Annotated in this window: 23 protein-coding genes; 13 read left to right on the top strand and 10 right to left on the bottom strand. The window is 73.3% G+C overall.

The genetic code is table 11. From position 1 onward, the window contains the following. Positions 1 to 75: 75 nt before the first annotated feature. Complete coding sequence (locus ACFQSB_RS24875; RefSeq protein WP_380829393.1) at positions 76 to 783, bottom strand: TioE family transcriptional regulator; 708 nt, start codon at positions 781 to 783, stop codon at positions 76 to 78. Between the two features lie 90 nt (positions 784 to 873). On the opposite strand from ACFQSB_RS24875, the gene ACFQSB_RS24870 reads away from it, so the two are divergent. Further along, positions 874 to 2,040, top strand: coding sequence for an erythromycin esterase family protein (locus ACFQSB_RS24870; RefSeq protein WP_380829392.1), 1,167 nt, complete (start codon positions 874 to 876; stop codon positions 2,038 to 2,040). On the opposite strand, the gene ACFQSB_RS24865 is transcribed toward ACFQSB_RS24870, so the two are convergent. Next, positions 2,018 to 2,437: a ribosomal maturation YjgA family protein gene (locus ACFQSB_RS24865; RefSeq protein ID WP_380829391.1), complete on the bottom strand. Its 420-nt coding sequence runs from the start codon at positions 2,435 to 2,437 to the stop codon at positions 2,018 to 2,020. The two genes, ACFQSB_RS24870 and ACFQSB_RS24865, sit on opposite strands and share 23 nt — an antisense overlap. 362 nt (positions 2,438 to 2,799) lie before the next feature. On the opposite strand from ACFQSB_RS24865, the gene ACFQSB_RS24860 reads away from it, so the two are divergent. From ACFQSB_RS24860 to ACFQSB_RS24835, 6 genes are all read left to right on the top strand, one after another. Next, the gene (locus tag ACFQSB_RS24860) at positions 2,800 to 8,265 is read left to right on the top strand and encodes an ATP-binding protein (RefSeq protein ID WP_380829390.1); all 5,466 of its coding nucleotides are present in this window, start codon (positions 2,800 to 2,802) and stop codon (positions 8,263 to 8,265) included. Between the two features lie 171 nt (positions 8,266 to 8,436). After that, positions 8,437 to 8,877, top strand: coding sequence for a group II truncated hemoglobin (locus ACFQSB_RS24855; RefSeq protein WP_380829389.1), 441 nt, complete (start codon positions 8,437 to 8,439; stop codon positions 8,875 to 8,877). A gap of 217 nt (positions 8,878 to 9,094) precedes the next feature. Continuing rightward, entirely contained in the window at positions 9,095 to 9,544 is a 450-nt protein-coding gene (locus ACFQSB_RS24850; RefSeq protein WP_354835714.1) for an RlpA-like double-psi beta-barrel domain-containing protein, read from the top strand. Between the two features lie 10 nt (positions 9,545 to 9,554). Then, on the top strand, positions 9,555 to 10,151 hold the full coding sequence (locus ACFQSB_RS24845; RefSeq protein WP_354835717.1) for a cell wall protein: 597 nt from the start codon (positions 9,555 to 9,557) through the stop codon (positions 10,149 to 10,151). An 8-nt stretch (positions 10,152 to 10,159) separates the two neighbouring features. Next, positions 10,160 to 10,936 (top strand): MauE/DoxX family redox-associated membrane protein, encoded by a 777-nt coding sequence (locus ACFQSB_RS24840; protein WP_380829388.1) that lies wholly within the window; start codon positions 10,160 to 10,162, stop codon positions 10,934 to 10,936. Between the two features lie 119 nt (positions 10,937 to 11,055). Next, the gene (locus ACFQSB_RS24835) at positions 11,056 to 11,565 is read left to right on the top strand and encodes a DnaJ family domain-containing protein (RefSeq protein ID WP_380829387.1); all 510 of its coding nucleotides are present in this window, start codon (positions 11,056 to 11,058) and stop codon (positions 11,563 to 11,565) included. A gap of 206 nt (positions 11,566 to 11,771) precedes the next feature. Here ACFQSB_RS24835 and ACFQSB_RS24830 read toward each other — a convergent pair whose 3' ends face one another. Genes ACFQSB_RS24830 through ACFQSB_RS24805 form a run of 6 tightly spaced genes read right to left on the bottom strand, consistent with a single transcriptional unit; the run spans position 11,772 to position 16,994 of the window. Beyond that, the gene (locus ACFQSB_RS24830) at positions 11,772 to 12,365 is read right to left on the bottom strand and encodes a flavin reductase family protein (RefSeq protein WP_380829386.1); all 594 of its coding nucleotides are present in this window, start codon (positions 12,363 to 12,365) and stop codon (positions 11,772 to 11,774) included. Further along, positions 12,362 to 12,883: an NADPH-dependent FMN reductase gene (locus tag ACFQSB_RS24825; protein ID WP_380829385.1), complete on the bottom strand. Its 522-nt coding sequence runs from the start codon at positions 12,881 to 12,883 to the stop codon at positions 12,362 to 12,364. The genes ACFQSB_RS24830 and ACFQSB_RS24825 overlap by 4 nt, the downstream gene beginning before the upstream one ends. Continuing rightward, positions 12,880 to 14,229: an LLM class flavin-dependent oxidoreductase gene (locus tag ACFQSB_RS24820; RefSeq protein WP_380829384.1), complete on the bottom strand. Its 1,350-nt coding sequence runs from the start codon at positions 14,227 to 14,229 to the stop codon at positions 12,880 to 12,882. The genes ACFQSB_RS24825 and ACFQSB_RS24820 overlap by 4 nt, the downstream gene beginning before the upstream one ends. Next, on the bottom strand, positions 14,226 to 15,122 hold the full coding sequence (locus ACFQSB_RS24815) for an ABC transporter permease (protein ID WP_380829383.1): 897 nt from the start codon (positions 15,120 to 15,122) through the stop codon (positions 14,226 to 14,228). Before ACFQSB_RS24815 ends, ACFQSB_RS24820 begins: the two co-directional genes overlap by 4 nt. Next, positions 15,115 to 15,978, bottom strand: a complete 864-nt coding sequence (locus ACFQSB_RS24810) for an ABC transporter ATP-binding protein (RefSeq protein WP_380829382.1) — start codon at positions 15,976 to 15,978, stop codon at positions 15,115 to 15,117. Before ACFQSB_RS24810 ends, ACFQSB_RS24815 begins: the two co-directional genes overlap by 8 nt. Further along, the gene (locus ACFQSB_RS24805) at positions 15,975 to 16,994 is read right to left on the bottom strand and encodes an ABC transporter substrate-binding protein (protein WP_380829381.1); all 1,020 of its coding nucleotides are present in this window, start codon (positions 16,992 to 16,994) and stop codon (positions 15,975 to 15,977) included. Before ACFQSB_RS24805 ends, ACFQSB_RS24810 begins: the two co-directional genes overlap by 4 nt. Positions 16,995 to 17,356: 362 nt before the next feature. Here ACFQSB_RS24805 and ACFQSB_RS24800 point away from each other — a divergent pair, with 362 nt between their 5' ends. The 5 genes from ACFQSB_RS24800 to ACFQSB_RS24780 all read left to right on the top strand — a co-directional run bounded on the left by ACFQSB_RS24800 (position 17,357) and on the right by ACFQSB_RS24780 (position 22,727). Next, the gene (locus tag ACFQSB_RS24800; RefSeq protein ID WP_380829398.1) at positions 17,357 to 18,313 is read left to right on the top strand and encodes a selenium-binding protein SBP56-related protein; all 957 of its coding nucleotides are present in this window, start codon (positions 17,357 to 17,359) and stop codon (positions 18,311 to 18,313) included. Beyond that, positions 18,310 to 19,026, top strand: coding sequence for a hypothetical protein (locus ACFQSB_RS24795; protein ID WP_380829380.1), 717 nt, complete (start codon positions 18,310 to 18,312; stop codon positions 19,024 to 19,026). The genes ACFQSB_RS24800 and ACFQSB_RS24795 overlap by 4 nt, the downstream gene beginning before the upstream one ends. Positions 19,027 to 19,197: 171 nt before the next feature. Further along, positions 19,198 to 20,154 (top strand): TauD/TfdA dioxygenase family protein, encoded by a 957-nt coding sequence (locus ACFQSB_RS24790; RefSeq protein ID WP_380829379.1) that lies wholly within the window; start codon positions 19,198 to 19,200, stop codon positions 20,152 to 20,154. Positions 20,155 to 20,217: 63 nt separating this feature from the next. Next, complete coding sequence (locus tag ACFQSB_RS24785; RefSeq protein ID WP_354930204.1) at positions 20,218 to 21,549, top strand: NtaA/DmoA family FMN-dependent monooxygenase; 1,332 nt, start codon at positions 20,218 to 20,220, stop codon at positions 21,547 to 21,549. After that, the gene (locus tag ACFQSB_RS24780; protein WP_380829378.1) at positions 21,546 to 22,727 is read left to right on the top strand and encodes an LLM class flavin-dependent oxidoreductase; all 1,182 of its coding nucleotides are present in this window, start codon (positions 21,546 to 21,548) and stop codon (positions 22,725 to 22,727) included. Before ACFQSB_RS24785 ends, ACFQSB_RS24780 begins: the two co-directional genes overlap by 4 nt. Here ACFQSB_RS24780 and ACFQSB_RS24775 read toward each other — a convergent pair. Next, positions 22,722 to 23,132, bottom strand: a complete 411-nt coding sequence (locus ACFQSB_RS24775; RefSeq protein ID WP_380829377.1) for an NUDIX domain-containing protein — start codon at positions 23,130 to 23,132, stop codon at positions 22,722 to 22,724. The two genes, ACFQSB_RS24780 and ACFQSB_RS24775, sit on opposite strands and share 6 nt — an antisense overlap. 59 nt (positions 23,133 to 23,191) lie before the next feature. Then, on the bottom strand, positions 23,192 to 23,905 hold the full coding sequence (locus ACFQSB_RS24770) for a UdgX family uracil-DNA binding protein (RefSeq protein WP_380829376.1): 714 nt from the start codon (positions 23,903 to 23,905) through the stop codon (positions 23,192 to 23,194). Positions 23,906 to 24,033: 128 nt separating this feature from the next. On the opposite strand from ACFQSB_RS24770, the gene ACFQSB_RS24765 reads away from it, so the two are divergent. After that, complete coding sequence (locus ACFQSB_RS24765; RefSeq protein ID WP_380829375.1) at positions 24,034 to 25,011, top strand: lytic transglycosylase domain-containing protein; 978 nt, start codon at positions 24,034 to 24,036, stop codon at positions 25,009 to 25,011. Positions 25,012 to 25,257: the final 246 nt, after the last annotated feature.

Genomic DNA, 25,257 nt, shown 5'->3' with positions numbered 1-25,257 from the left:
CGCGGACCTTCCGACCGTAGAGATCATGCTGTGCACGGCGAACGTTCCATGCGACCCAGGGCCGCCCGACGGCGGCTAGGGCGGCGGCGGGCCGCCACTCGCCTGCTCGCGGGCGCTGAGGTAGGCGTCCAGGGCGGCGGCGCCCCTGAGCATGGCCCGGCCCCGGGCGGACAGGCGGGCACGCCAGTCGCGCAGCGCCGACTCCAGCGGGGCGACCCCTCCCGCCGCACGCACCTGGCCGATCAGCGGGGCGATCTGCTCCAGCAGGTGGCCGCCCCGCCTGAGCTGGTGGGCCAGCCGCGCGTCCCGCACGTCGGCCGCACTGTAGACGCGGTAGCCCGTGCGCGGGTCGCGGCGCGGCCGCACCAGCCCGGCTTGCTCCCATTTGCGCAGCGTGGCGGGCCGGACGCCGAGCCTGCGGGCCAAGGGGCCGATGAAGGTGTCGCCGCGCTCCTGCGGCACGGGCGCCAGGTCGCCGAGCGCGGCCTCGACGGCCTGCAGGGTGCGGCGGTCGTCCAGGAGCAGGCGGTGGCCCTCGTCGACCAGCCGCAGCGCCTCCTCGGTGGCGCCCCGGCCGACCGCCTGCATGATCGCGGTGGCCGCCTGGTGGCCGTGCCCCGGCACCAGGGCGAGGAACGCGCGCAGGGCGTGGGCGTGCAGCGCCGTGTAGGCGCGGTGGCCGTGGACGGTGCGCCCGGCGGCGGGCAGGATGCCGGCCTGCTCGTAGTTCCTGACCGCCTGGGTGGACAGGCCGTGCTCGCGTGCCAGGTCCACCGGCCTCATGGGTGCATCACCGTTTGAAGGTCCGTCGCGACAGTACAGGGCTTTCGACGGGAAAGTTTACACTGAGGGTTCAACGATACCGTTGAAGGAATGGACATCATGGACACGGCCCGGCCGCTCGACGGCGCGGCCGTCTCGGCGTTCCTGCGGTCGCTCCCGGCCGAGCCGCTGCTGCTCGGCCTGGGCGAGGCGAGGCACTTCGTGGAAGAGCTCGGCCGGTCGCGCAACGAGATCTTCCGGCACCTGGTCGAGCACGAGGGCTACCGGTCGTTCGCCATCGAGAGCGACTGCCTCAAAGGCCTGGTGGTGGACGACCACCTCGCGACGGGCGCGGGCGCGCTCGACGAGGTCATGGAACGCGGCTTCAGCCACGACTTCGGCGCCTCCCCCGCCAACCGCGAACTCGTGCGCTGGATGCGGGCCTACAACGAGGAGCATGACGAGAAGCTGCGGTTCTTCGGGATCGACGGCCCCCTTGAGTACTGGGCGGCCAGCCCGCGCGAGGCCCTCACCGCCCTCCACGCCCTCCTGGAGGGCCCGCTCCCCTGCACCAGGGAGACCCTCGACGCGCTGCTCGGCCCGGACGAGCCGTGGACCGACGAGGCCACGGTCATGGACCCGTCCCGGTCGATCGGCCGGTCCGCCGACGCGCAGCGGCTGCGGCTGCTCGCCGACGACCTGGTGACCCTGCTGGACACGCAGGCGCCGCGGCTGAGCCCGAAGGACAGGGAACGGGCGGAGCTGTACGGGCGCACCGCCGTCGGCCTGCTCCGCTACCACCACTGGATGGCCGACACCTCCCCGGCGCGGATATCGCGGCTGTCGGCCCTGCGGGACGCGATGATGGCCGACAACCTGCGCGCCGTCGCCGAGCAGGGACCGGCGCTGGTCTTCGCCCACAACCTCCACCTGCAGCGCGACGGCAGCGTCATGACCTTCGGCGACCGGCCGCTGGAGTGGTGGGGCGCCGGGGCGATCACCGCGACGCGCCTGGGCGACCGGTACGCCTTCCTGGCCTCGGCCCTCGGCACGGTCGGTGACGACGCCCCGCCCCCGGACACCGTCGAGGGGATGCTGTCGGAGCTCCCGTGGGACCACTGTCTCGTCGACGCCCGCCGCCTGGCCGATGCCATCGCCGACCCCGTCCCCCGTGTCTCTCACGATTTCGCTTATTTCCCGCTGGACCCCGCCCGGCTCGGCCGGATCGACGGCGTCGTCTTCGTCAAGCGTGCCGTCACGCCGGATCGGCCGGCCTGACGATCGCCGCCCGCGCCCGCCGCCGGCGCCGCGCGCCCATGGCGGCGCCGTGGGCCAGGCAGCACAGCAGGGCGGCCACGGCGTACCAGGCCAGGTCGGGAGGGTTGAAGGTCGTGCCGAGCACCAGACGGGCGACGGCGCTGTGGGCGGCCAGCTCGGCGGGGACGCCTGTGAGCTGGGCGAACTCCACCAGCCAGCTCACCCCGAGCGCCACGGCGGCCACCGTGAGCGGGCGCGGCCGCGGGGCCGCCGCGAGCACGAGGGTGTAGAGCAGCACCGTGTACAGCATGTCTCCGGCGTACTTGGCCGCGTCGCCCGCGAACACGCCCCGCACCGCCAGCCCCGCCGCCACCGTCACCGCGGCGGCGGCGCAGGCGACGACCCTCCGGCGAACCATGCCGCACACCCTATCGGCGGCCTCACCGGCGGCTGGTGCGGAACGGGCCCGCCATGACCGCGCTCGGGCCCGCCATGACCCGGACTCGAAGATCACGGCTTACAGTGTCCTGGACGTCCCCGCCGGGGCCTCGTCGCCTCCGGGCGGCACGACCTGGCGGGAGGCGGCCGTCGCTCCGTTCTCCCGTGGTTCGGCCGAGCGCGGGCGGCAGGGGCTTTTTGGTCGTCTCCCACAACTGGAGCGGCACAGCCTTCGTCGTCAGCGACATGGCGCCGCGGGCCGCCAGGGGGAAGGGTGAAGACTACAGGGGGGCCGCCGTCGTGACGGCGCGCACATCGTTGTCTACAGGAGGGCTCGGTCGGGTGTTCAGACGTGTCGCCATCGTCAACCGTGGTGAGGCCGCCATGCGCCTCATCCACGCCGTACGGGAGATCGCCGCGGAGACCGGTGCACCGATCGAGACCGTCGCGCTGCACACCGACGTCGACCGCGACGCCACGTTCGTGCGCGAGGCCGACGTCGCCTACGATCTGGGCCCCGCGTCAGCGCGCCCGTACCTCGACCTGAAGGCGCTGGAGCGCGCCCTGGTGAAGACCGGAGCCGACGCCGCGTGGGTCGGCTGGGGCTTCGTCGCGGAGGACCCCGCGTTCGCGGAGCTGTGCGAGCAGATCGGGGTCACCTTCGTCGGGCCGGGCCCGGAGGCGATGCGCAGGCTCGGCGACAAGATCGGCGCGAAGCTGATCGCCGAGGAGGTCGGCGTGCCTGTCGCCCCGTGGAGCCGCGGCGCGGTCGAGACCCTGGACGCCGCCCTGGCGGCGGCGGCCGAGATCGGCTACCCGCTGATGCTGAAGGCCACGGCGGGCGGCGGCGGGCGGGGCATCCGCGTGATCGCGAACGAGGCCGAGCTCGCCGACGCCTACGAGCGCACCAGCCAGGAGGCCGCGCGGGCGTTCGGCAGCGGCGTGGTGTTCCTGGAGCGCCTGGTGACCGGCGCCCGGCACGTCGAGGTGCAGGTGATCGCCGACGGCGAGGGCACCGCGTGGGCGCTCGGCGTCCGCGACTGCTCGGTGCAGCGCCGCAACCAGAAGATCATCGAAGAGTCCGCGTCGCCGGTGCTCGCCCCCGAGCAGGCCGCCGAGCTCAAGGCGTCGGCCGAGCGGCTGGCCCTCGCGGTCGGCTACCGGGGCGCGGCGACCGTCGAGTTCCTCTACCACCCCGGCGACCGGCGCTTCGCCTTCCTGGAGGTGAACACCCGCCTGCAGGTCGAGCATCCGATCACCGAGTCCACCACCGGGTTCGACCTGGTCAAGGCACAGCTCCACGTGGCGGCGGGCGGCCGGCTCGAAGGCGCGCCGCCGGCGGAGCGCGGGCACGCCGTCGAGGCCCGGCTGAACGCCGAGGACCCCGACCGCGACTTCGCGCCCTCCCCCGGCCGCATCGCGCGGCTGGACCTGCCCGCCGGGCCGGGCATCCGCGTGGACACCGGGGTGAGCGAGGGCGACACCATCCCGGCCGACTTCGACTCGATGATCGCCAAGATCATCGCCTACGGCCGCGACCGCGACGAGGCGCTCGGCCGGTTGCGCCGGGCGATGGCGCAGACCACGGTGATCATCGAGGGGGGCGCGACGAACAAGAGCTTCGTGCTCGACCTGCTCGACCGGCCCGAGGTGATCGAGGCCACCGCGGACACCGGCTGGATCGACCGCGTCCGCGCCGAGGGCGGGCTGGTCTCGCACCGGCACTCCGCCGTCGCTCTGGCCGCCGCCGCCATCGAGGCCTACGAGGAGGAGGAGCGCGCCGAGCGGCAACGGCTGCTGTCGACGGCCTTCGGCGGACGCCCGCAGGTGCAGTACATGAGCGGACGGCCACTGGACCTCAAGCTGCGCGGCGCCGGCTACCGCGTGCGCGTCGCGCGGGTCGGCCCTCATCGCTTCCGCGTCGGCGTGGAGGCCGGTGAGGACGTGCGCACCGCCGACGTCGAGCTCGACCGCTTCGACCGGCACACCGCGCAGATCATCGTCAACGGCGCCCGCTACCGCCTGCTCACCGGCACGCACGGGCCGATCCACCTGGTGGAGGTGGACGGGGTGGCACACCGCGTCAGCCGGGACGAGGGCGGCGTCGTCCGCTCGCCCGCGCCCGCTCTGGTGGTGGCCACGCCGCTCGCGGTCGGCGCCGAGGTCGAGGCGGGCGCGCCGGTGCTGGTGCTGGAGAGCATGAAGATGGAGACGGTGCTGCGGGCGCCGTTCAGGGCACGGCTGAAGGAATGCGCCGTCTCGGTGGGCAGCCAGGTGGAGACCGGGGCGCCACTGCTGCGGCTGGAGCCGCTCGCCGACGGCGGCGCCGTGGCCGAGGCCGGCTCGGCCGCCGGGTCCGTCGAGCTGGACCTGCCCGCCGCTTCCGGGGAGATCCCGGCGCGCTCACGCGCCGGGCGGGGCCTTGAGGACCTGCGCAGCCTGCTGCTCGGCTTCGACGTCGACCCGCACGACGAGGACCGGGTGCTGGAGGAGTACCTCGCCGCGCGCCGGGCGGCCATCGATGACGACCACCGGCCGCTGGCCGGGGAGTTCGAACTGCTCGGGGTGTTCGCCGACCTGGCCGAGCTGAGCCGCAACCGGCCGGCGGGCGAGGACGTCGGCGGCGAGGGCCACGTGCACAGCGCCCGCGAGTACTTCCACACCTACCTGCAGAGCCTGGACGTCGAGCGCGCCGGGCTGCCGGAGGCCTTCCAGGCCAAGCTCGCCAAGGCCCTCGGGCACTACGGCGTCAGCGGGCTCGACCGCTCCCCCGAACTCGAGTCCGCGGTGTTCCGCATCTTCCTCGCCCAGCAGCGCGCCTCCGCCGACGTCGCGGCGGTGACGGCGTTGCTGCGCGCCTGGTTGCGCGAGCCGCCGCCGGACGAGACGCTGCGCGAGCCCGCCGGTCTGGCGCTGGAGCGGCTGGTGGCCGCGACGCAGGTCCGCTTCCCCGTGGTCAGCGATCTGGCGCGCGGCGTGGTGTTCGCCTGGTTCGGCCAGCCGCTGCTGCGCCGCAACCGCGCCCGCGTCTACGCCGGCGTCCGCAGGCACCTGCGTCACCTGGACGAGCACCCGGACGCGCCCGACCGCGCCGAGCGCGTCGCCGAGATGGTGCGCAGCACCGAGCCGCTGGTGCGGCTGCTCGGCCGGCGACTGGTCCGCGACGACCTGGACAACGCGGTCATGCTGGAGGTGCTGACCCGGCGGTACTACGGCAACAAGGGGCTGACCGCCGTCCGCACCAGCGAGGTCGCGGGGTGCACGTTCGTGGTCGCCGAGCGCGCGGGCTCGTGCCTGGTCTCCTCCGGGGTGAGGTTCCAGGCGCTGGGCGACGCGCTGCGCGGGCTCGCCGAGCTGGCGAGCGGCGAGGACGCCGTCGACGCCGACATCTACCTGGCCTGGGAGATGCAGCCGGAGGACTCCGAGGCGATGGCCGCCGCGCTGCACGAGGTGATCAGCGCGCACCCGCTGCCGGGGCAGGTCCGCAGGATCACCGCCACCGTCGCAGGCAGCGGCGGCGCGGTGATGCACCACCACTTCACCTTCCGCCCGTCGGCCGCGGGGATGACCGAGGAGCGGCTGATCCGCGGCCTGCACCCCTACATCGCCCAGCGGATGCAGCTCGAGCGGCTGAGCGGGTTCGACCTCACGCGGCTGCCGTCGTCGGACGAGGAGGTCTACCTGTTCCGCTGCGTGGCGCGGGAGAACCCCGCGGACGACCGGCTCGTGGCCTTCGCGCAGGTGCGCGACCTGACCGAGCTGCGCGAGCACGAGGGCAGGCTGCTCGCGCTGCCGACGGCCGAGGACACCATCGCCACCTGTCTGGACTCCATCCGCCGCGCGCAGGCGCGGCGCCCGTCCAAGAAGCGCTTCACCACCAACCGCATCGTGGTCTACGTCTGGCCGCCGAGCGACCTCACCCGCGCCGAGCTGGAGATGCTCGCCGGACGCGTGCTGCCGACGACCGCCGGCGCCGGGCTGGAGGAGATCCTGATCATCGGCCGGCAGCGCGACCGCGAGACGGGCGAGCTGACGAAGATCGCCGTGCGGATCTCCTTCGACGCCGTCGGCGGCGCCGAGCTGACCATCGGCGAGCCGTCGGACGAGCCGGTCGAGCCGATCGACGACTACCGGCAGAAGGTGCTGGTCGCCAGCAGCCGCAACACGGTGTACCCGTACGAGCTGACCGGCCTGCTCGGCGACTTCGTCGAGCACGACCTGGACGAGGACCACGCGCTGGTGCCGGTCGAGCGGCCGAAGGGGCGCAACACCGCGGCGATCGTCGCGGGCGTGGTGACCACGCCGACCCCGCGGCACCCGCAGGGCGTCACCAGGGTCGTGCTGCTCGGCGACCCGACCAAGTCGCTCGGCGCGCTGTCGGAGCCCGAGTGCCGCAGGGTGATCGCCGCGCTGGACCTCGCCGAGCGCATGCGGGTGCCGCTGGAGTGGTACGCGCTGTCGTCGGGGGCCCGCATCTCCATGACCTCGGGCACGGAGAACATGGACTGGGTGGCCGCGGCGCTCAAGCGCATCGTCGAGTTCACCCAGGACGGCGGCGAGATCAACATCGTGGTCACGGGCATCAACGTCGGCGCGCAGCCGTACTGGAACGCCGAGGCGACGATGCTCATGCACACCAAGGGCATCCTGGTGATGACGCCGGACTCGGCGATGGTGCTCACCGGCAAGCAGGCGCTGGACTTCTCCGGCGGGGTGTCGGCCGAGGACAACTTCGGCATCGGCGGTTACGACCGGGTGATGGGCCCGAACGGGCAGGCGCAGTACTGGGCGCCCGACCTCGCCGGGGCGCGCGGGGTGCTGATGTCGCACTACGACCACACCTACGTCGCGCCCGGCGAGCGGGGGCCGCGGCGGGCGACGACCACCGACCCCGTCGACCGTGACGTCTCCGACTTCCCGCACGCCGTGGCGGGCAGCGACTTCACCACCGTCGGCGAGATCTTCTCCGCCGAGGTCAACCCCGACCGCAAGAAGCCGTTCGACATCCGGACGGTGATGCGGGCCCTGTCCGACCAGGACCACCCGGTGCTGGAGCGCTGGGCGGGCATGGCCGACGCGGAGACCGCGGTGGTGCAGGACGTGCATCTCGGCGGCATCCCGGTGTGCCTGCTCGGCATCGAGTCGCGGTCGGTGCAGCGGCGGGGCTTCCCGCCCACCAACGGCCCGGACGCCTACACCGCCGGCACGCTGTTCCCGCGCTCGTCGAAGAAGGCCGCGCGGGCGATCAACGCGGCCAGCGGCAACCGCCCGCTCGTGGTGCTGGCGAACCTGTCGGGCTTCGACGGCTCGCCGGAGTCGATGCGCAAGCTGCAGCTGGAGTACGGCGCGGAGATCGGCCGCGCGATCGTGAACTTCCGCGGGCCCATCGTGTTCTGCGTCATCTCGCGATACCACGGCGGCGCGTTCGTGGTGTTCTCCAAGGCCCTGAACCCGAACATGACGGTGCTCGCGCTGGAGGGCTCGTACGCCTCGGTGCTCGGCGGCGCCCCCGCCGCCGCGGTGGTGTTCGCCGGCGAGGTCAACGCCCGCGCCGCGGCCGATCCGCGCGTGCGCGATCTGGAGGCCCGCGCCGCGGCCGCCTCCGGCGCCGACCGCGCCGCGCTGACGGCGGAGCTCGACGAGCTGCGCTCGTCGGTCCGGACGGAGAAGCTGGGCGAGGTGGCCGCGGAGTTCGACCGCGTGCACGACATCCGGCGCGCGGTCGAGGTCGGCTCGGTCGACGCCGTCATCCGCGCCGCCGAACTGCGCCCGCGCATCATCGAGGTCATCGAGTCCCGCCTGGGCTGACGCCACGTGCCCCCTGGCGGCCGGCCGCCAGGGGGCACGGGCGTTCCGCCCATGATCACTTCCACCCCTGCGCCGGCCACCGGACGGGGGCCTGGCCCCTCGCCCCCGCCCGGTCCCGAAGGCGTCGCCGCCGGCATGGACACCTACAAGAAAGCACGTAATGCTGTAATCATGATCTCCCTCTTCGAGCACGCCGGCGGCTGGCAAGGGCTGCGACGCTTCATCGACGTCTTCTACACCAGCGTCCTGGCCGATCCCCTGCTCCACCCCCTGTTCGGCCAAGGACGGCCCGAGCACGTCACCCACCTCACCGCCTTCACCGCCGAGACCTTCGGCGGACCGGACGACTTCACCGCGAACATGGGCGGATTCCCGCACATCATCGCCGTCCACCGCGGCCTCAAGATCACCGAAGAGCAGCGCAGCCGCTTCGTCGAGCTGTACATGGCCGCCGCGGACACCGCCGGCCTGCCCGCCGACGCCCCCTTCCGTGAGGCCCTCCGCTCGCACGTCGAGTTCGGATCCCGCGTCGCCCTCCAGAACTCCCACGCGGAGACCGACGACGCGCTCCATCCGCTGCGCGAGGTACCTCTCTGGACCTGGCCGGAATGACGGGTGCCGGAGGGTAAGGACGCACCACGCGGGGTGGGAAGGCGCACATCTCCGGCGGGCCGCGACGCCGCGTGCGGTTCCATAGCTTTCAGGTGATCGAAAGTTGGTCGTTGACGGAGATTTATTACCTGTTATTCATGGGATTTGTCAGGAAGTTTCCACCCAGTCGTACCGCCTGACACGGGGGATCCGCATCCCAACCCCTAGGAGGACGCGCATGGCGCGCAGCCAGTCCGCCGACCCACCCCGTGACCTGCTCGGCCCCGTCCAGGGCGAGGTGTCCTGGTTCTGCTGCGGCTCGGCCTGGGGGCCGTGCAGCAGCGCCGGGCACGGCGCCTGTGGCACCTGCAACTCCGGCAGCATGCAACACGCCTGGCCCAACACCTCCGACGCCTGCCTGTCGATCACCCGGCCGGACAGCTGCGGCGTCAGCCTGTCCCGCCGGACCTGCGGCTTCACGCACCGGACGACGGCGCTGTGCACCGGCACCAGCGTCGTCACCTCGATCGCCGACTGCGGCCCGCAGACGGACCTGTTCTGCGGCGAGCGCAGCTGCTGCGGCGCGACCTGCGCCAGCAACCGGCTGCTCGACCTCACCCCCGCCGCCTTCAGCAAGATCGCCAGCCTGTCGGCGGGCCTGCGGCCGGCCGAGATCTCGGTTCCCTAGGAGTCCGCCGATGACCAGCAGAAGGCAACTGCTCAAGTCCGCCGTGCTCGGCGGCGGCGCCGGAGTGCTCGCCGCGACCGCGATGGGCTCGCTCGGCCCGGAGGCCGCCTTCGGCGCCGCCGCGCCCGACATCGTGCCCGGCGCGCCCGACCCGAACTTCGCCGAGGGCCGCATCCGCTCCGTCAAGGACAACACCCTGTTCGTGCTGGGCTCGAACATGGTGTTCCACCGCATCCGCGTCGTCGACGGAACGAGCCTGTGGAAGCTCGGGCCGGTCGCCTTCGACCAGGCCCGTCCCGGCGACGGCCTGTACGCGCGGGGCGTCCGCATGCCCGACGGCGTGCTCGCCGCGGAGTCGGTGTGGCTGAACATCGTCAACATCAAGGGCCACGTCCGCAACATCACCAGCGAGCGGCTGCACCTGGACCACAACGGGCAGGAGATCGTCTGCCACCAGGTGCCGGGCAAGTCGGTCGCCGTCTACTCCGACGCCCCGCCGTCGGCCGATCTCTCGCTGCTGCGTGTCGGCCAGCACGTCCAGGTGCTGGGCGCCTGGCGTCCCGACACCAACCAGGTCGACATAGCCACCGTCTTCTCCCCCCACTAGGAGCGCCTGTGAACGGGATCGCCGCGCTGCAGCCGTACGTGATCGGCCCGCTCCTCGTCTGGGCGGCCGTGCTGAAGCTCTTCGGCCGCCGGACGCGGGCGCAGGCCGGGCGCACCGCCCTGGCACGCCTGGTCGGCGCGGCGCGCGCGGTCCCGGCACTGCGCCTGGCCGGGGTGCTGGAACTGGCGGTGGCGGCGGCGCTGCTGCTGCCGCCTGCCGTGCCCGCGGAGGGCGCGGCCGCCGCGGCCCTGTCGGCCGGGTTCCTCGCCTATCTCGCCTACGCGCGCCGCGCCGCGCCGATGTCGTCCTGCGGGTGTCTCGGCGCGCACGCAAGGCCGGTCGACCTGCGCGGTTTCGCACGCGCAGGCATGCTGCTGGCCGCGAGCGTCGCGGCGGTCTGGGCCGGCCCGCATCCGGTCGACGCGCCTCTGGCCGGCCTCGGCATCGCCGAGGCCGCCGCGCTGCTGGCGCTGTCGCCCGAACTGGACCACGCCTGGCTGATGCCGCTGCGCCGGCTGCTGGTGCGGCTGCGCAGGCCGCTCGCCGTCCCCTCACCTGCGGAGGTGCCGCTGGAGGTCACCCTGCGCCTGCTCTACCGCAGTCCCGCGTACTGCTCGGCCTCGGCGCGGCTGAGCTCGGACGTGCGGGAGACCTGGGACGAGGAGGGCGTGCGCTTCGTGGTGTACGCCGCCCGCGGGCGCGCCGCGGTCTTCGCGGTCCCCCTGGGCGGCGAGGACCCGGCCGCCGTCCGCGTCGCCCTCATCGACGAGCCCGCGGTCGCCTGACGCAGGCCGCGCTCGGGTCCGCCTCCACGTCGCGCCTTGGCCGCGAACCCACCGCGCGACCCGGACACCGGGCCGATTATGGTGACAAGGAGCCGGGTGGAGGACGGGGAGGCGAGCCTGTGACGGAGCGCAAGCCGCGGGGAGTTCCGTTCGAGACGTGGGTCGACCGTCAGATCCGTGAGGCCTCCGAACGCGGCCTGTTCGACGACCTGCCGGGCGCGGGCAAGCCCCTGCCCGGCCAGGGCGAGCCGCAGGACGAGATGTGGTGGATCAAGCGCAAGCTGGAGGAGGAGAACCTCAGGTTCCCGCTGCCCGGTTCGCTCGCCCTGCGCAGGGAGGTCGAGGACGCCCTGGCCGCCGCCGCGCGGGCCCGCTCGGAGGCCGAGGTACGCGAGATCATCGCCGGCATCAACGCGAAGATCCTCGACGGCACGAGAAAGGCGCTGTCCGGCCCGCCCCTGAACCTGATGCCCTTCGACGTCGAGGAGGTCGTCGGTGACTGGCGCGAGCGCCGCCCTGCAGAGCCCGCCCCGGACGCGCCGGCCGCCGCCGAGCCCCCGGACGAACCACCCGCCGGGACACGGTCCGGGTGGCGCTCCTTGTTCCGCGGGCGCCGCTCCACGCCCTGACCCGGCCGTCCGAGGTTCCCATCGCCGCACCGCGGGCCATGCCGGCGGGGCGTCCGCCGGACCGGCCGCCCCGCCTGTGACGGGCGGCGGGACGGCCGGCGGCGAGCCGCCCGCCGATCCGGGGGCGTGAGCCGGACCGGCGGGGGCTGGTCATCGGGAGGCGGGCGGCGGGCCCGGACCTCACCTGGATGGTGGCCGGCGGGCGGTCAGGGGTGGGTGGTGAAGCGGCCGAAGCGGCCCTGGTGGTAGAGCAGCGGGTGGCCGGGGTGGTACACCCCTGCCTCGGCGACCAGCCCGACGACCAGCACGTGGTCGCCCACGGTGAAGGTGTCGTAGGGCAGGCACACCAGGTGCGCCGAGACGTCCTGCAGCAACGGCGCGCCCAGCGGCCCGGGCCGCCAGCGCGTCGGCTCGGCGAAGCGGTCGACGCCCTTGCGGGCGAACCGCGCCGCCAGCTCCGCCTGGTCCCCGGTCAGGATGTTGACGGCGAAGTGGTCGGCCGAGCGCAGCCACGGCCAGGTGGTGGACTCCTGAGCGACGTAGAAGGACACCAGCGGCGGGTCCAGGCTCACCGAGGAGAAGGAGGTGGCGGTCAGCCCGACCGGCACGCCCTCGCTCTGCGCGGTGATCACCACGACGCCCGCGGCGTGCACGGCGAGCGCCTGCCGGAACGTCTCCTCGTCCACCGACCCCGGCGCCGTGCCATCGGGGCGCGCGGACACCGGGCCGGTGGGCGGCGTGCCGTCGTCCCGCCTGGGGAGGCGGAACGGCGGGCGCTGAGCGGGCACCGTCTCCGTCATATCTCCGCCCTCTCCCGCGGCGTCGCGGCCACCTGGGGCGCGACCCGGTCGGCCCACCCGGCGAGCGCCGTCTCCAGATCGGGGATCTGCGACTCCAGCAGGGCCAGACCGGGCGTCGGCACCTGCGCGCCGAGCTCGGCCAGCACGGGGCGCAGGTGCAGCTCGACGGCCAGCGCGTGCCGGGGGTCGCCCATGACGAGCAGGGGCAGCGCCACCGTCCGGGACAGGGCGCCCGGGGGGAGGCGGTCGAGGAACACCTTCAGCAGGCCGGTGTAGGTGGCCTTGTAGGTGGGGCTGGCCACCACCAGCACCCCGGCCCCGGCCACCGTCTCCAGCGCCGCCTCCACCTGGGGCGAGGGGCCGGTGAGCAGCAGCGGCGCCAGCTCGGACAGGTCCACGACGCGCGGGGGGCCGTCGTGCCCGGTCCGCCGTCCGACCGCCTCGGCCGCGGCGACCGCCGCCGTCAGCGTCCTGGACGCGGGGCGGGGGTTGCCGACCAGCGCCACGGGGACGCTCATGACGCCACCGCCACGCCGAGGCGCTCGCCGGCGTCGCCGGCCGCGTGGCGGGAGGCGGGCCGTGCCAGGCCGTAGTTGCCGCGCAGGGTGCGGCCGTCGTAGGCGGTGCGGAACAGCCCTCTGGCCTGCAGTTCCGGCACGACGTGGTCGACGAAGCGCTCCAAGCCGTCCGGCAGGATCGGCGGCATGATGTTGAACCCGTCGGCCGCGCCGTTCTCGAACCACGTCTGGATCTGGTCGGCGATCTGCTCCGGGGTGCCGGTCACCACGCGGTGCCCGCGCCCGCCCGCGAGGCGGCCGAGGAGCTGCCGCACGGTCAGCTCCTCGCGCCGGGCGATGTCGATGACGAGCTTGCGGCGGCTCTGCGCCCCCTCGGTCTCGAGCGGGACCTCCGGCAGCGGCCGGTCCAGCGCCTCCTCGGGCAGGTCGATGCCGACCAGGTGCGCGAGCTGCGCCAGCCCGTAGGCGGGGATGATCAGCTCCTCCAGCTCGCGCTCCAGCCGCCGCGCCTCCTGCTCGGTGGAGCCGATGATCGGCGAGATGCCGGGAAGGACGAGCACGTCCTCGGGACGCCTGCCGTGCCCGGCGACGCGCGCCTTGAGGTCGGCGTAGAACTCCTGGCCGTCGGCGAGGGTCTGCTGGGCGGTGAAGACGGCCTCGGCGAAGCGGGCGGCGAACTCCTTGCCGTCCTCGGAGGACCCGGCCTGGACCAGCAGGGGGTGGCCCTGCGGCGAGCGGGAGGTGTTCAGCGGGCCGCCGACCCGGAAGTGGACGCCCTGGTGGTCCAGCGCGTGGATCTTCCCGGTGTCGGCGTAGGTCCCGCTGTGCCGGTCGCCCACGACCGCGTCGTCCTCCCAGCTGTCCCACAGCTTGGTGACGACCTCCAGGAACTCGGTGGCCCTGGCGTAGCGGTCGGCGTGCGCGGGCCGTTCGATGCCGAAGTTGCGGGCCTCGGCCTCGCTCGCGGAGGTGACGATGTTCCATCCGGCCCGGCCGCCGCTGATGTGGTCCAGCGAGGCGAACTTGCGCGCGACGTGGAAGGGCTCGTTGTAGGTGGTGGACACCGTCGCGATCAGCCCGATGTGGTCGGTCACCGCCGCCAGGGCCGCCAGCAGGGTGAGCGGCTCCAGGCCGCCAAGCGCGTTGTGCCGGACGTTCCCCTGCAGGGCCAGGCCGTCGGCGAGGAACACCGAGTCCAGCAGGCCGCGCTCGGCGATGCGGGCGAGCCGCTGGTAGTGGCGGACGTCGGTGAGGCGGGCGGGGTCGGTACGCGGGTGGCGCCAGGCCGCTTCGTGGTGGCCCACGCCCATGAGGAAGGCGTTGAGGTGGAGCGTGCGGGCGGTCATGCGGAGGTCCTCCAGGTCGAGAAGCGGCGCTCCACGGTCAGCAGGAGCAGGTTGAACAGCACGCCGAGCACCGAGATCGTGATGATTCCCGCGTACATGTCGGGGATGCGGAAGCTGAACTGGGCGTCCTGGACGAGGTAGCCGAGCCCGGCCTTGGCGCCGACCATCTCGGCGAACAGCAGCACGAGGATGGAGTAGGCCCCGGCCAGGCGGACGCCGGTGAAGACGGCCGGCACGGCGGCCGGCAGGATGACCTTGCGGAACAGGCGCAGCGGGCCGAGCCCCATGGAACGGGCCGACTTGATCAGCAGCGGTTCCACGGTGCGGACGCCTCCGATGGTGTTGAGCAGGATCGGCCAGGCGCAGGCGTACAGGATGAAGGTGATCTTGGAGGTCTCGCCCAGGCCCAGGATCAGGATGAACACCGGCAGCAGGGCCACCGGCGAGGTGTTGCGGAACAGCTCCAGCACCGGGGTGAGGAAGTCGGCGACCGGGCGGTACCAGCCGATGGCCAGCCCCAGCGGGATGGCCAGCACGATGGCCAGGCCGAACCCCGACACCGAGCGGATCAGCGACGCCTGGAAGTGCTCCAGCAACTGCCCGCCGGCCAGCAGGTCGTACCAGGCGGCCAGGACCTCCGACAAGGGGGGCACGAAGACCCGGTCCACCACGCCCGTGCGGGGCAGCAGCTCCCAGGTCGCGGCGAGCAGCACCAGCGCCAGCGACCGCCGGGCCAGCAGCGCCACCCGCCCGCCGCCGGCCCGCCGCTTCCGCGCAGGCGCCGGCGCGGCGGGGGCCGTGATCTTGGGTGTCACCCGCGGGGTGGCGCCGGGGGCCGGGTTCTGGGACGCCGCCCGCGGGGTGGCGCCGGGGGCGGCGAGGGTGTCAGCCAATGGTCCGCTCCTGCTCCTGAGCCGCCGCGACCTCGTCGCGCAGCAGGGTCCAGATCTCGTGGCGGTACTCGCCGAACCGCGGGTCGGCGCGCAGGTCGCCCTCGCGCGAACCGAACGCCACGTCGATGATCTTCTTGATCCGGCCGGGCCGGGAGGTCATCACCGCGACCCGCCGCCCCAGGTACACCGCCTCGTCGATGCCGTGGGTGATGAAGACGATGGTCTTCCCGGTCTTCTCCCAGATGTGCAGCAGCTCCTCCTGCAGCGACTCTCGGGTCTGGGCGTCCAGGGCGGCGAACGGCTCGTCCATCAGCAGCACGTCGGGGTCGAAGGCCAGGCTGCGCGCGATGGCGACGCGCTGGCGCATGCCGCCCGACAGCTCGTGCGGGTAGCGCTGCGCGAACCCGGCGAGCCCGACGAGGTCGAGGTAGTGGCGGGCCCGTTCGCGCCGTTCCCTGCGCGGCACGTCCTTGGCCTCCAGCCCGAACTCGACGTTGGCGAGGGCCGTGCGCCAGGGGAACAGGGCGTACTGCTGGAAGACGATGCCGCGGTCCAGGCCCGGCCCGGTCACCGCGCGGCCGTCGATGACGACCTGTCCAGTGGTGGGCGCGGTGAGACCGGCGATCAGGTCGAGCAGCGTCGACTTGCCGCAGCCGCTCGGCCCGACCAGGGTGAGGAACTCGCCCTCGCGCACGTCCAGGTCGATGGCCTCGATCGCGGTGAACGGCTGGTCCGATCCTCTGACCTCGAAGGTCTTGCCGACACCCTGGATCTCGATCTTCGTCCGGGTGCGGTCCTCCGTGGCGGGGGCGGTCACGGCGTCCGTCACGGCGACGGAACGGCCGGCCGGGCTCATGAGGCGCTCCCGCTCGCGAACGGGTTGTACTGGTTGGTGTAGAGGTCGGCCGCCTTGACCTGGCCCGGCTTGATCTCGCCCTCGCGTTGCAGCCAGTCGATCCAGGTCTGGAACTCCTTGGCGTCGATGACGCCGCCCTTGTTGGCGACGCCGCTGCTCTTCCAGAACGCGACGCCGCCGGCGTCCTCGTTCCTGCCCCGGGCCGCGATGATCTTCTTGTACTCGGCGATCACCTCCTCGCGGGAGTGGGTCTGGGTCCACTCCACGGCCTTGGCGAAGGCGGCGACGAACGTGCGGGTGGTGTTCGGGTTGCGCTGGATGAACCGCTCGGTGAGCACGACGCTGCCCGCGGTGAACGGGCCGAACAGGTCGATGTCCTTGAACAGCGGGCGGATGCCGCCGCGTTCCAGGGCCTTGTCCCGCAGGATGCCCGACAGCGCGGCCACGTCGATCTGCCCCTGGCGCAGCGCCTGCTCGGTGTTGACCGGCGGGACGACCACCAGTTCGACCTTGGCGATCTCCTGCGGGGTGAGGCCGCCTCGCTTGAGGTACTCCTTGACCACGGCCTCCAGATGGGCGCCGAGGGTGTTGACGCCGATCTTCTTGCCGATCAGGTCGCGGGGGCCCTTGATGGGCGAGCCGCCGGCGACGTAGTAGCCGACGTAGCTGTCCTTGTCGCTGCCGTAGTAGCCGACGACCGCCTTGATCGGGGCCTTGGCGGCGGCGAGCTTGACGATGGCGCCGTCGAACGCGCCGCCGAAGTCGGTCTGGCCGGTGGCCGCGGCCTGGATGTCCTGCGGGCCGGAGATGGTGTTGCCGATCCACTTGAGCTTGATGGGGGCGAGGTAGCCGAGCTCCTCGGCCAGCTCGGGGAAGCTGACGGCCCCGACGCTGCCCTGGTAGCGCAGTTCGGTGAGCTCCAGGCCGCCCGGCGTGGCGGCGCCGGAGGCCGAGCCGCACGCGGCCAGGGTCGTGGCGAGGAGAACGGGGAGAAGGGCGTGTCTGCGTCTGATCACGGAAGGCCTCATGGAGGAAGGGCATGCTCGCGCGAGGCCGCGCCGCGTGCGGGGCATGCCGGAAGGGACGGTCGTTCGGAGGTGACACGGGTGGTGGAAGGCGTGGACACCGTCGGCCACGCGGAGGCGCGAGGTGGGATCGCGGCGGCACCTTGGCCGCACGCGCCCCTCGCCGGTGTGGGCGGGTGTGAAGGATGCCCGCGATGCGCGATCAGCGACACTGCGCGCTGGCGAGGTGGCCGAAGTCGACGTGCGAGCGCCGTGTGAGGTAAAGCCCTTGGCCCATAGATCGAACCTACGACGGCGGGCCGACCAAGTCAATATTTCCTACCGGATATACATAGAAATGCGGGCCGGAGGGACTGTACGTCTCCGCGCTCGGCGGGGCGGACGGCCAGGAGGGCCCCGGCGGCATCGCGGTCCTGGACCACCTGTCGTTCGAGGTGCTCGGCCGGTGGGAGCGCGACCGCGGGCCGCAGTACCTGGCCTACGACTTCTGGTGGCACATCAACCACGACGTGCTGGTCACCTCCGAGTGGGGCACCCCGTCGATGATCGAGAACGGCGTCGTGGGCGAGCTGCTCCTCGGCCGCCAGTACGGCCACAAGCTGCACTTCTGGGACCTGCGCAAGCGCCGCCACGTGCAGGAGGTGGACCTCGGCGACCAGTATCAGATGGCGCTCGAACTGCGCCCCGCGCACGACCCGACGCGGACCTACGGGTTCGCCGGCGTCGTGATCAGCGTCGAGGACCTGTCGGCGTCGGTGTGGACGTGGTTCCAGGAGGACGGCCGCTGGCAGGCGCGCAAGGTGATCGACATCCCGGCCGAGCCCGCCGACCCCGAGGACCTGCCCGACCTGCTCAAGCCGTTCGGCGCCGTGCCGCCGCTGATCACCGACATCGACCTGTCGGTGGACGACCGGCGCCTGTACGTCTCCTGCTGGGGCACCGGGGAGATCAAGCAGTACGACGTGAGCGACCCCTTCAAGCCGGTCGAGATCGGCTCCCTGCGCATCGGCGGCATCGCCCGCACCCAGGCGCACCCGGCCGCGCCGGACGTCCCTCTGCGGGGCGGCCCGCAGATGGTCGAGGTGAGCCGGGACGGCCGGCGCGTCTACCTCACCAACTCCCTGTACGGGGCGTGGGACGACCAGTTCTACCCTGAAGGGGTGGGCGCCTGGATGGCCAAGATCGATGCGGGGACGTTCGCCTTCGACGAGCGCTTCTTCCCGCACGGCGACGACTTCCGCGGCCTTCGTCCCCACCAGGTGCGGCTCCAGGGCGGCGACGCCTCCTCCGACTCCTACTGCTACCCGTGACCATCACCGCGGCGCTCCTGCTCGGCGCCTTCCACGGCCTGAACCCGGCGATGGGATGGCTGTTCGCGGTGGCCCGCGGCCTGCAAGAGCACAGCAGGGGCAGGCTCGCGTGGTCGCTGCCGGCGATCGCGGCCGGCCACCTCGCCTCGGTCGCGCTGGTCGCGCTCGCCGTCGCCGTCACCGGCTCGCTGGTGACGGCGACGGCGCTGTCGATCGCCGGGGGCGCCGCCCTGGTCGTCTTCGGCCTGTGGCGGCTGCTGTCCAACCGGCACTTCCGCTGGGTGGGCATGCGGCTGTCGCTGCCGCAGCTCGCCGCGTGGTCGTTCCTGATGTCCTCCGCGCACGGCGCGGGGCTGATGCTCGTCCCGCTGTTCACCCGCGTCCAGACCGGCCAGGACGCCCACAGCGGCATGCCCGGCATGCCCGGCATGTCTGGCATGAACGGCGTCAACGGCGTCAACGGCGTCCACGGCGTCCACGGCATGGACGGCGTGACGGGCGGGTACGCCGGGCATCTGGCGCACGCGCTGGCCGGCGATCTCGGCGTGGCGGCGCTGCACACGCTGGCCATGTTCACGGTCGCCGGCGTGGTGGCGCTGGTGGTGTACGAGGTGGCCGGGCTGACGGTGCTGCGCCGCGCCTGGTTCAACGTCGACCGCATGTGGGCGGCGGCGCTCGTCGGCGCGGGGCTCCTGACGCTGGCCCAGGCCTGAGGAGCCGCTCACGCGGGCCCCGCCTCCGAGAGGGACCGCCGGCATATTTCATGTATTCCCTATTGACTTATAGGGAAAAATGACACAAGGTCGATGTACCGGCCCCGCACCTCACCGCGCCGGTCCGCGACCCCGGGCCCGCGCCACCAGAGCTCATGGAGGCCCACGCTCATGCCATCGACCACCACCCTGGACGTCCGCCGCGTCGCCGGGCGCATCGGCGCCGAGATCCGGGGGATCGACATCTCCCGACCGCTCGACCCCTCGACCGTGGCGGAGATCCGCCAGGCCCTCCTCGCGCACAAGGTCGTGTTCTTCCGCGGGCAGACCCTCGACCACGCGGCCCAGATCTCCTTCGCCCGGCAGTTCGGCGACCTCACCCACGCCCACCCGCACGAGGACGCGCCGCCGGAGGAGTTCCCGCAGATACTCACCATCGACCCGCGCCGGTACGAGGAGCGGTACGGCAAGCAGTACCGCGAGCTGTACCGCACGCGGCAGTACTCCTACTACTCCGGCTGGCACACCGACGTCACCGCCGCCGTCAACCCGCCGGCCGCGTCGATCCTGCGGGCCGAGACCGTCCCGGCCTTCGGCGGCGACACCCAGTGGACCAACCTGGTCGCCGCCTACGAGGGCCTGTCGGACCCGCTGCGCCGGCTCGCCGACGAGCTGCGCGCCGAGCACCGCTTCCTGGCCGGTCAGCAGGCCGCCGCGGAGGACGGCAGGCTCCTCAAGCGGATCAACGACAACCTGCTGGTCTCCGTGCACCCCGTGGTCCGCGTCCACCCCGAGACCGGGGAACGGGCCCTGTTCGTCAACCCCGGCTTCACCGACCGCATCGTCGGCCTGTCCTCCCACGAGAGCCGCCGCGTACTGGAACTGCTGTACGAGCAGATCACCCGCCCGGAGTACACCGTCCGCTTCCGGTGGGAGCACGGCAGCGTCGCCTTCTGGGACAACCGCGCCACCGCCCACCTCGCCCCCTCCGACCTGGACCACCTCGACGTCGAGCGCACCCTGCACCGCGTCACCCTGATCGGCGACCGGCCGGTCGGGCCGGACGGCTTCGTCTCCGAGATCGTCGCCGGCCGCGAGTTCACCGCCGAGGCGCTCGTCGTCGCCTGACCGCCCTCCCCCACCGGGCGCCTGGGCGCCGTCCCCGCCCCGGACTCCTCGTCAGGAAGGCCCATGACCAAGCAGATCCACCTCGCCGCCCACTTCCCCGGTGTCAACAACACCACCGTGTGGTCCGACCCCCGCTCCGGCAGCCAGATCGACTTCGACTCCTTCCGCCACCTCGCCCGGACGGCCGAGCGCGGCAAGTTCGACTTCTTCTTCCTCGCCGAAGGGCTGCGGCTGCGGGAGATGAAGGGCCGCATCCACGACCTGGACGTGGTGGGACGGCCCGAGTCGCTGACCGTCCTCGCGGCGCTGTCGGCGGTCACGACCCACCTCGGGCTGGCCGCCACGGTCAACTCCACCTTCAACGAGCCCTACGAGGTGGCGCGGCGGCTGGCGTCGCTGGACCACCTGAGCGGCGGCCGGGCCGCGTGGAACGTCGTGACGAGCTGGGACGCCTTCACCGGCGAGAACTTCCGGCGCGGCGGCTTCCTGGCCGAGGGCGACCGGTACACCCGGGCCGCCGAGTTCCTGCGGACGGCGCGCGAGCTGTGGGACTCCTGGGCGCCGGACGCGGTGGTCGCCGACCCGGCCTCCGGACGGTTCCTGCGGCCGGGCGGCGTCACCCCGTTCCGGCACCGGGACCGCCACTTCGACATCACAGGCCTGTTCAACGTGCCCCGCCCCCCGCAGGGCCACCCGGTGATCATCCAGGCCGGCGACTCAGAGGAGGGTCGCGAGTTCGCCGCCTCCGACGCCGACGTGATCTTCAGCAGGCACTCCCGGCTGGAGGAGGGCCGCGCCTTCTACGCCGACGTCAAGCGCCGCCTCCCGGCGTACGGGCGGCGGCCGGAGGATCTGAAGATCCTCCCCGCGGTGACGTGCGTCCTCGGTGACACCGACCAGGAGGCGCGCGAGTACGCCGCCGAGATCCGGCGGGCGCAGGTCGGCCCGCAGACCGCGATCGCCTTCGTCGAAGCCGTCTGGGGCCGGGACCTGTCGGCGTACGACCCCGACGGCCCGCTGCCCGACCTCGAACCCGACCTCGGAGAGGAGGTGTCCAAGGGCCGCGCCCAGTTCCGCCGCGACCGGGGCGAGCTGGCCGCCAAGTGGCGGGCTCTCGCGCAGGAGAAGAACCTGTCGATCCGCGAGCTGGTCATCGAGGTGTCCGCGCGGCAGACCTTCATCGGCACGCCGCGGACCGTCGCCGACGCCATCGACACCTTCGTCCAGACCGACGCCGCCGACGGCTTCATCTTCGTGCCCCACCTGACCCCGGGCGGCCTGGACGACCTGGTGGACAAGGTCGTCCCGCTGCTGCAGGAGAAGGGCGTCTTCCGCGCCGACTACACCGGACCCACCCTGCGCGACCACCTCGGCCTGACGAAGGAGACCCGATGACGCTGCATCTCGCCGTGGCCCTGGACGGCGCCGGCTGGCATCCGGCCGCCTGGCGGGCCGAGGGCGTCCGCCCCGACCGGCTGTTCACCGCCGGCTACTGGGCCGAACTGGTGCTGGAGGCCGAAAGCGGCCTGCTCGACTGGGTGACCTTCGAGGACTCCCTGGCGCTGCAGTCCTCCCGCTTCGACGGGCAGGACGAGCGCCTGGACCAGGTGCGCGGCCGGCTCGACGCGGTGCTGCTGGCCTCCAGCCTGGCGCCGCTGACCTCCCGCGTCGGGCTGGTGCCGACGACGAGCACCACCCACACCGAGCCGTTCCACGTCGCGATCGGCATCGCCTCACTGGACCACGTCAGCCGCGGACGGGCCGGCTGGCGCCCGCGGGTGTCGGCCCGCCCGGACGAGGCCGCCCACTTCGGACGCCGCGTCTTCCCCCCGCTGGACCTCGTCGACCCGGCGGTCACCGCGCACGTCGGGCGGCTGCTGGAGGAGGCCTCGGACGCGGTGGAGGTGGTCCGCCGCCTGTGGGACAGCTGGGAGGACGGCGCCGAGATCAGGGATGTGCCGACCGGCCGGTTCATCGACCGCGACCGGCTGCACTACATCGACTTCCAGGGCGAGTGGTTCAGCGTCCGCGGCCCGTCGATCACCCCGCGCTCGCCGCAGGGCCAGCCCCTGGTCACCGTGCTCGCCCACGACACCCTGCCCTACGAGTTCGCGGCCCGCGGCGCCGACGTCGTGTACGTCACTCCGCGCGACCGCGAGGACGCCGAGGCCGTCGTCGGCCGCGTGCGGGCCGCCGAGGCGGCCGTGGGCCGCACCGGGCCGGCGCTGCGCGTCCTCGCCGACATCGTGGTCTTCCTCGAGGGCCCCGGCGCCGGTCCGGGACGCAAGGAGCGGCTGGACGACCTCGACGGCGCCGAGCTGGAGTCCGACGCCTTCGTCTTCAGCGGCACCCCCGAGGCGCTGGCCGACCTGCTGCTGGCCTGGCGGGAGGCCGGCCTGGACGGCTACCGCCTGCGGCCGGGGGTGCTGCCCCACGACCTGACGGCGATCACGCGCGGCCTGGTGCCCGAGTTGCGGGCCCGCGGCGCGTTCCGCGGCGCCTACGAGACGGCCGACCTGCGCGGGCGTCTCGGCCTGACCCGCCCGGCCGGCCGCTACGAGCGGGCGTCATAGCCCGCGGCGCCCTGTGCTCCCGGAGCCGTCGCGACACCCGCGTCCAGATCCGACGGAGACCGGTGGATCCGGGTGATTTCCAAGGAAGCCGCGGATCCGGGCGGTTCCGGGGTGGCGAGAGATCCGCGGATCCGGGCGGTGCGTCAGAAGCCGGGCCGGCCGGTACGGGAGCGGACCTAGTGCCCGGGGTCGCCGGCCCTGGGCATCGGGGGGAACAGCGGCGTCCAGGCCCTCACCTACGCGCACGAACCCTCCGGGCAGCGCCATCTCGCCCTCGAACGGCTCCTTGCCGCGTTCGATCAGCAGAACCTGCAGATCATTCCGCCCGAGCGTGAAGATCACCAGGTCGACGGTCACCGCGACCGGCGTGCCGCCGTCGTACTTCGACGCCCGATCATGGATCACGTTCCCACCCTATAAGGTCGCCATGACCGGAAAAGGCCCGCCGCTGGAGCCCCCGGTGATCACCGCAGGGCGCCGGCGGCGACCCGCAGGTCCGCGACCAGCCCTGCGTACATCGCCTCGCGGTCCTGCACGCGCAGGACGGCCGACGGGTGGATGGTCGCCAGCAGCAGCGCCTCCTCCGGCGCGAACGCCCCCTCCCACGCCCCGGCGCCGTCGCCGGTCGGCGGGAAGGGCAGCAGCACACCGCGCTCCTTGGTCACCCGGAAGGAGGGGCCGAGCAGCGCCTTGCCGGCGGTCGCGCCGAGGGCGACGACGACGTCGGGCCGCAGCACCCGCAGCTCGGCGGCCAGCCACGGCCGGCAGGCCGCCATCTCGCGCAGGGTCGGCGGCTTGTGGATGCGCTTCTTGCCGCGGTCCTGCGCCGTGAACTTGAAGTGCTTGACCGCGTTGGTGACGTAGGCGCGGGTCCTGTCGATGCCGGCCTCCTCGAGGGCCCGCGTCAGGACGCCGCCGGCCGGCCCCACGAAGGGGTGCCCGCGCCGGTCCTCCTGGTCGCCCGGCTGCTCCCCCACCAGGACCACGCGCGCGCCGGGGTCCCCCTCACCGAAGACGGTCCGGGTGGCGTCCCGGTACAGCGGGCAGCCCCGGCAGCCGGCGGCGGCCTCGCTCAGGGCGCGCAGGTCGTCCTCGCCGGGCAGGTACGGCGAGGCGTCGTAGCCCTCTCCGTCCCGGGCGGCGCCCTCTGCGCCTTTGGCGTCGGCACGGCCCGTCACGGTCTTCCCCTTCCCGCGTCCGGAGAGCCCCCGCCCTCTCACTCCCTTCGCCTACCCGCCGCGGGCCGCGCCATTCAGGACGGCGTGCCGCACCGCCCGCCGCGGCGCCGGTTGTAGGTTGGATCACTATGGGGAAGGGCACGGGTGACGCGCGAGGTCCCGGCCGCGCCGGCCGGCTGGTGACGCTGGCCGCGGCCGCCGCGGTGGCGCTGGCCGCGACGACGGGATGCGGGCGGGCATCGACCGCTCCGGACGCCGCCTCCCCGCCTCCGTCCGCCGCCGGCGCGGCGACGCCGTCCCCGGGCGCGACCACGGCGTCGAGCACGCCGTCCGGGCCGCCCCGCCCGGACGCCGCGATCCCGCACGACCCCCGCAAGCTGGCGCGCGCCCTGGACCGGACCACCCGGGCGATGCGCGCGGCCATCGGCTCCTGGACCAAGGACGGCGACCCCGGGCACGGCCGGCCGCCGGAGGACGTCGTCCTGCTCACCCTGTACCACCAGCGCCTGTGCCGGTACGCCGCCCGCCATCCCGACATCGCCGAGCGCGCCTTCGCCGAGCTGCCCCCCTCGGTCGCCGCCCAGGCCCGCGACGACGCCACGGCCGTGCGCGAGCTGCTGTCGCTGGCCCACCCGGTCACCGGCAAGGTGAGCTTCAAGCTGCGCGAACCCCTGCCGGCGGACGTCCTGCTCGGCCACTTCAAGAAGGCCGGGCGACGCTTCGGCGTGGAGTGGGAGGTGCTGGCGGCGGTCATGCTCGTGGAGACCAAGTTCGGCCGGGTGCGCTCGGCGAGCTCCGCGGGCGCTCAGGGCCCCATGCAGTTCATGCCGGCCACCTGGCGGGCGTACGGCATGGGCGGCGACATCCACGACACCGGCGACGCCGTCGCGGCCGCCGCGAACTACCTGCGGGCCTCCGGCGCGCCGGGCGACTACCGCAAGGCGCTTCACGCCTACAACCACTCCCAGGCGTACGTGGACGCCGTGCTGCTGCACGCCCGCGCGATGAAGCGCGACGTCCGCGCCTACTACGCCTACTACAACTGGCAGGTGTTCGTGCTCGTCCCCGGCGGCGAGCGCCGCCTCACCGGCCCCGGGCTCGCCTAGGCCGTGTCCTGAGGTCGGATATCGGTTGCGGTGGAAAGTGTCGTCTCTTACGGTGCCAGCCATGTCGAGCGCCGCGGAGACCGTGTCGTCATATCCGCCGTTGAACCTGCGAGTGCGCATGCGATGACGTCGAACTCGCCGGCGTGGCCGCGTGTCTGCCGGTCCTCGTGATCAGACGCGATGATCGATCGGCGGGAGGCGGCACCCTGCCGATCTCGCCGGCTTGCTGAGCGGGCATGATGGTCT

This window comes from Sphaerisporangium rhizosphaerae, assembly GCF_042665155.1.
Lineage (GTDB): Bacteria > Actinomycetota > Actinomycetes > Streptosporangiales > Streptosporangiaceae > Sphaerisporangium > Sphaerisporangium rhizosphaerae.
This window is presented reverse-complemented; position numbering and strand designations above follow the sequence as displayed.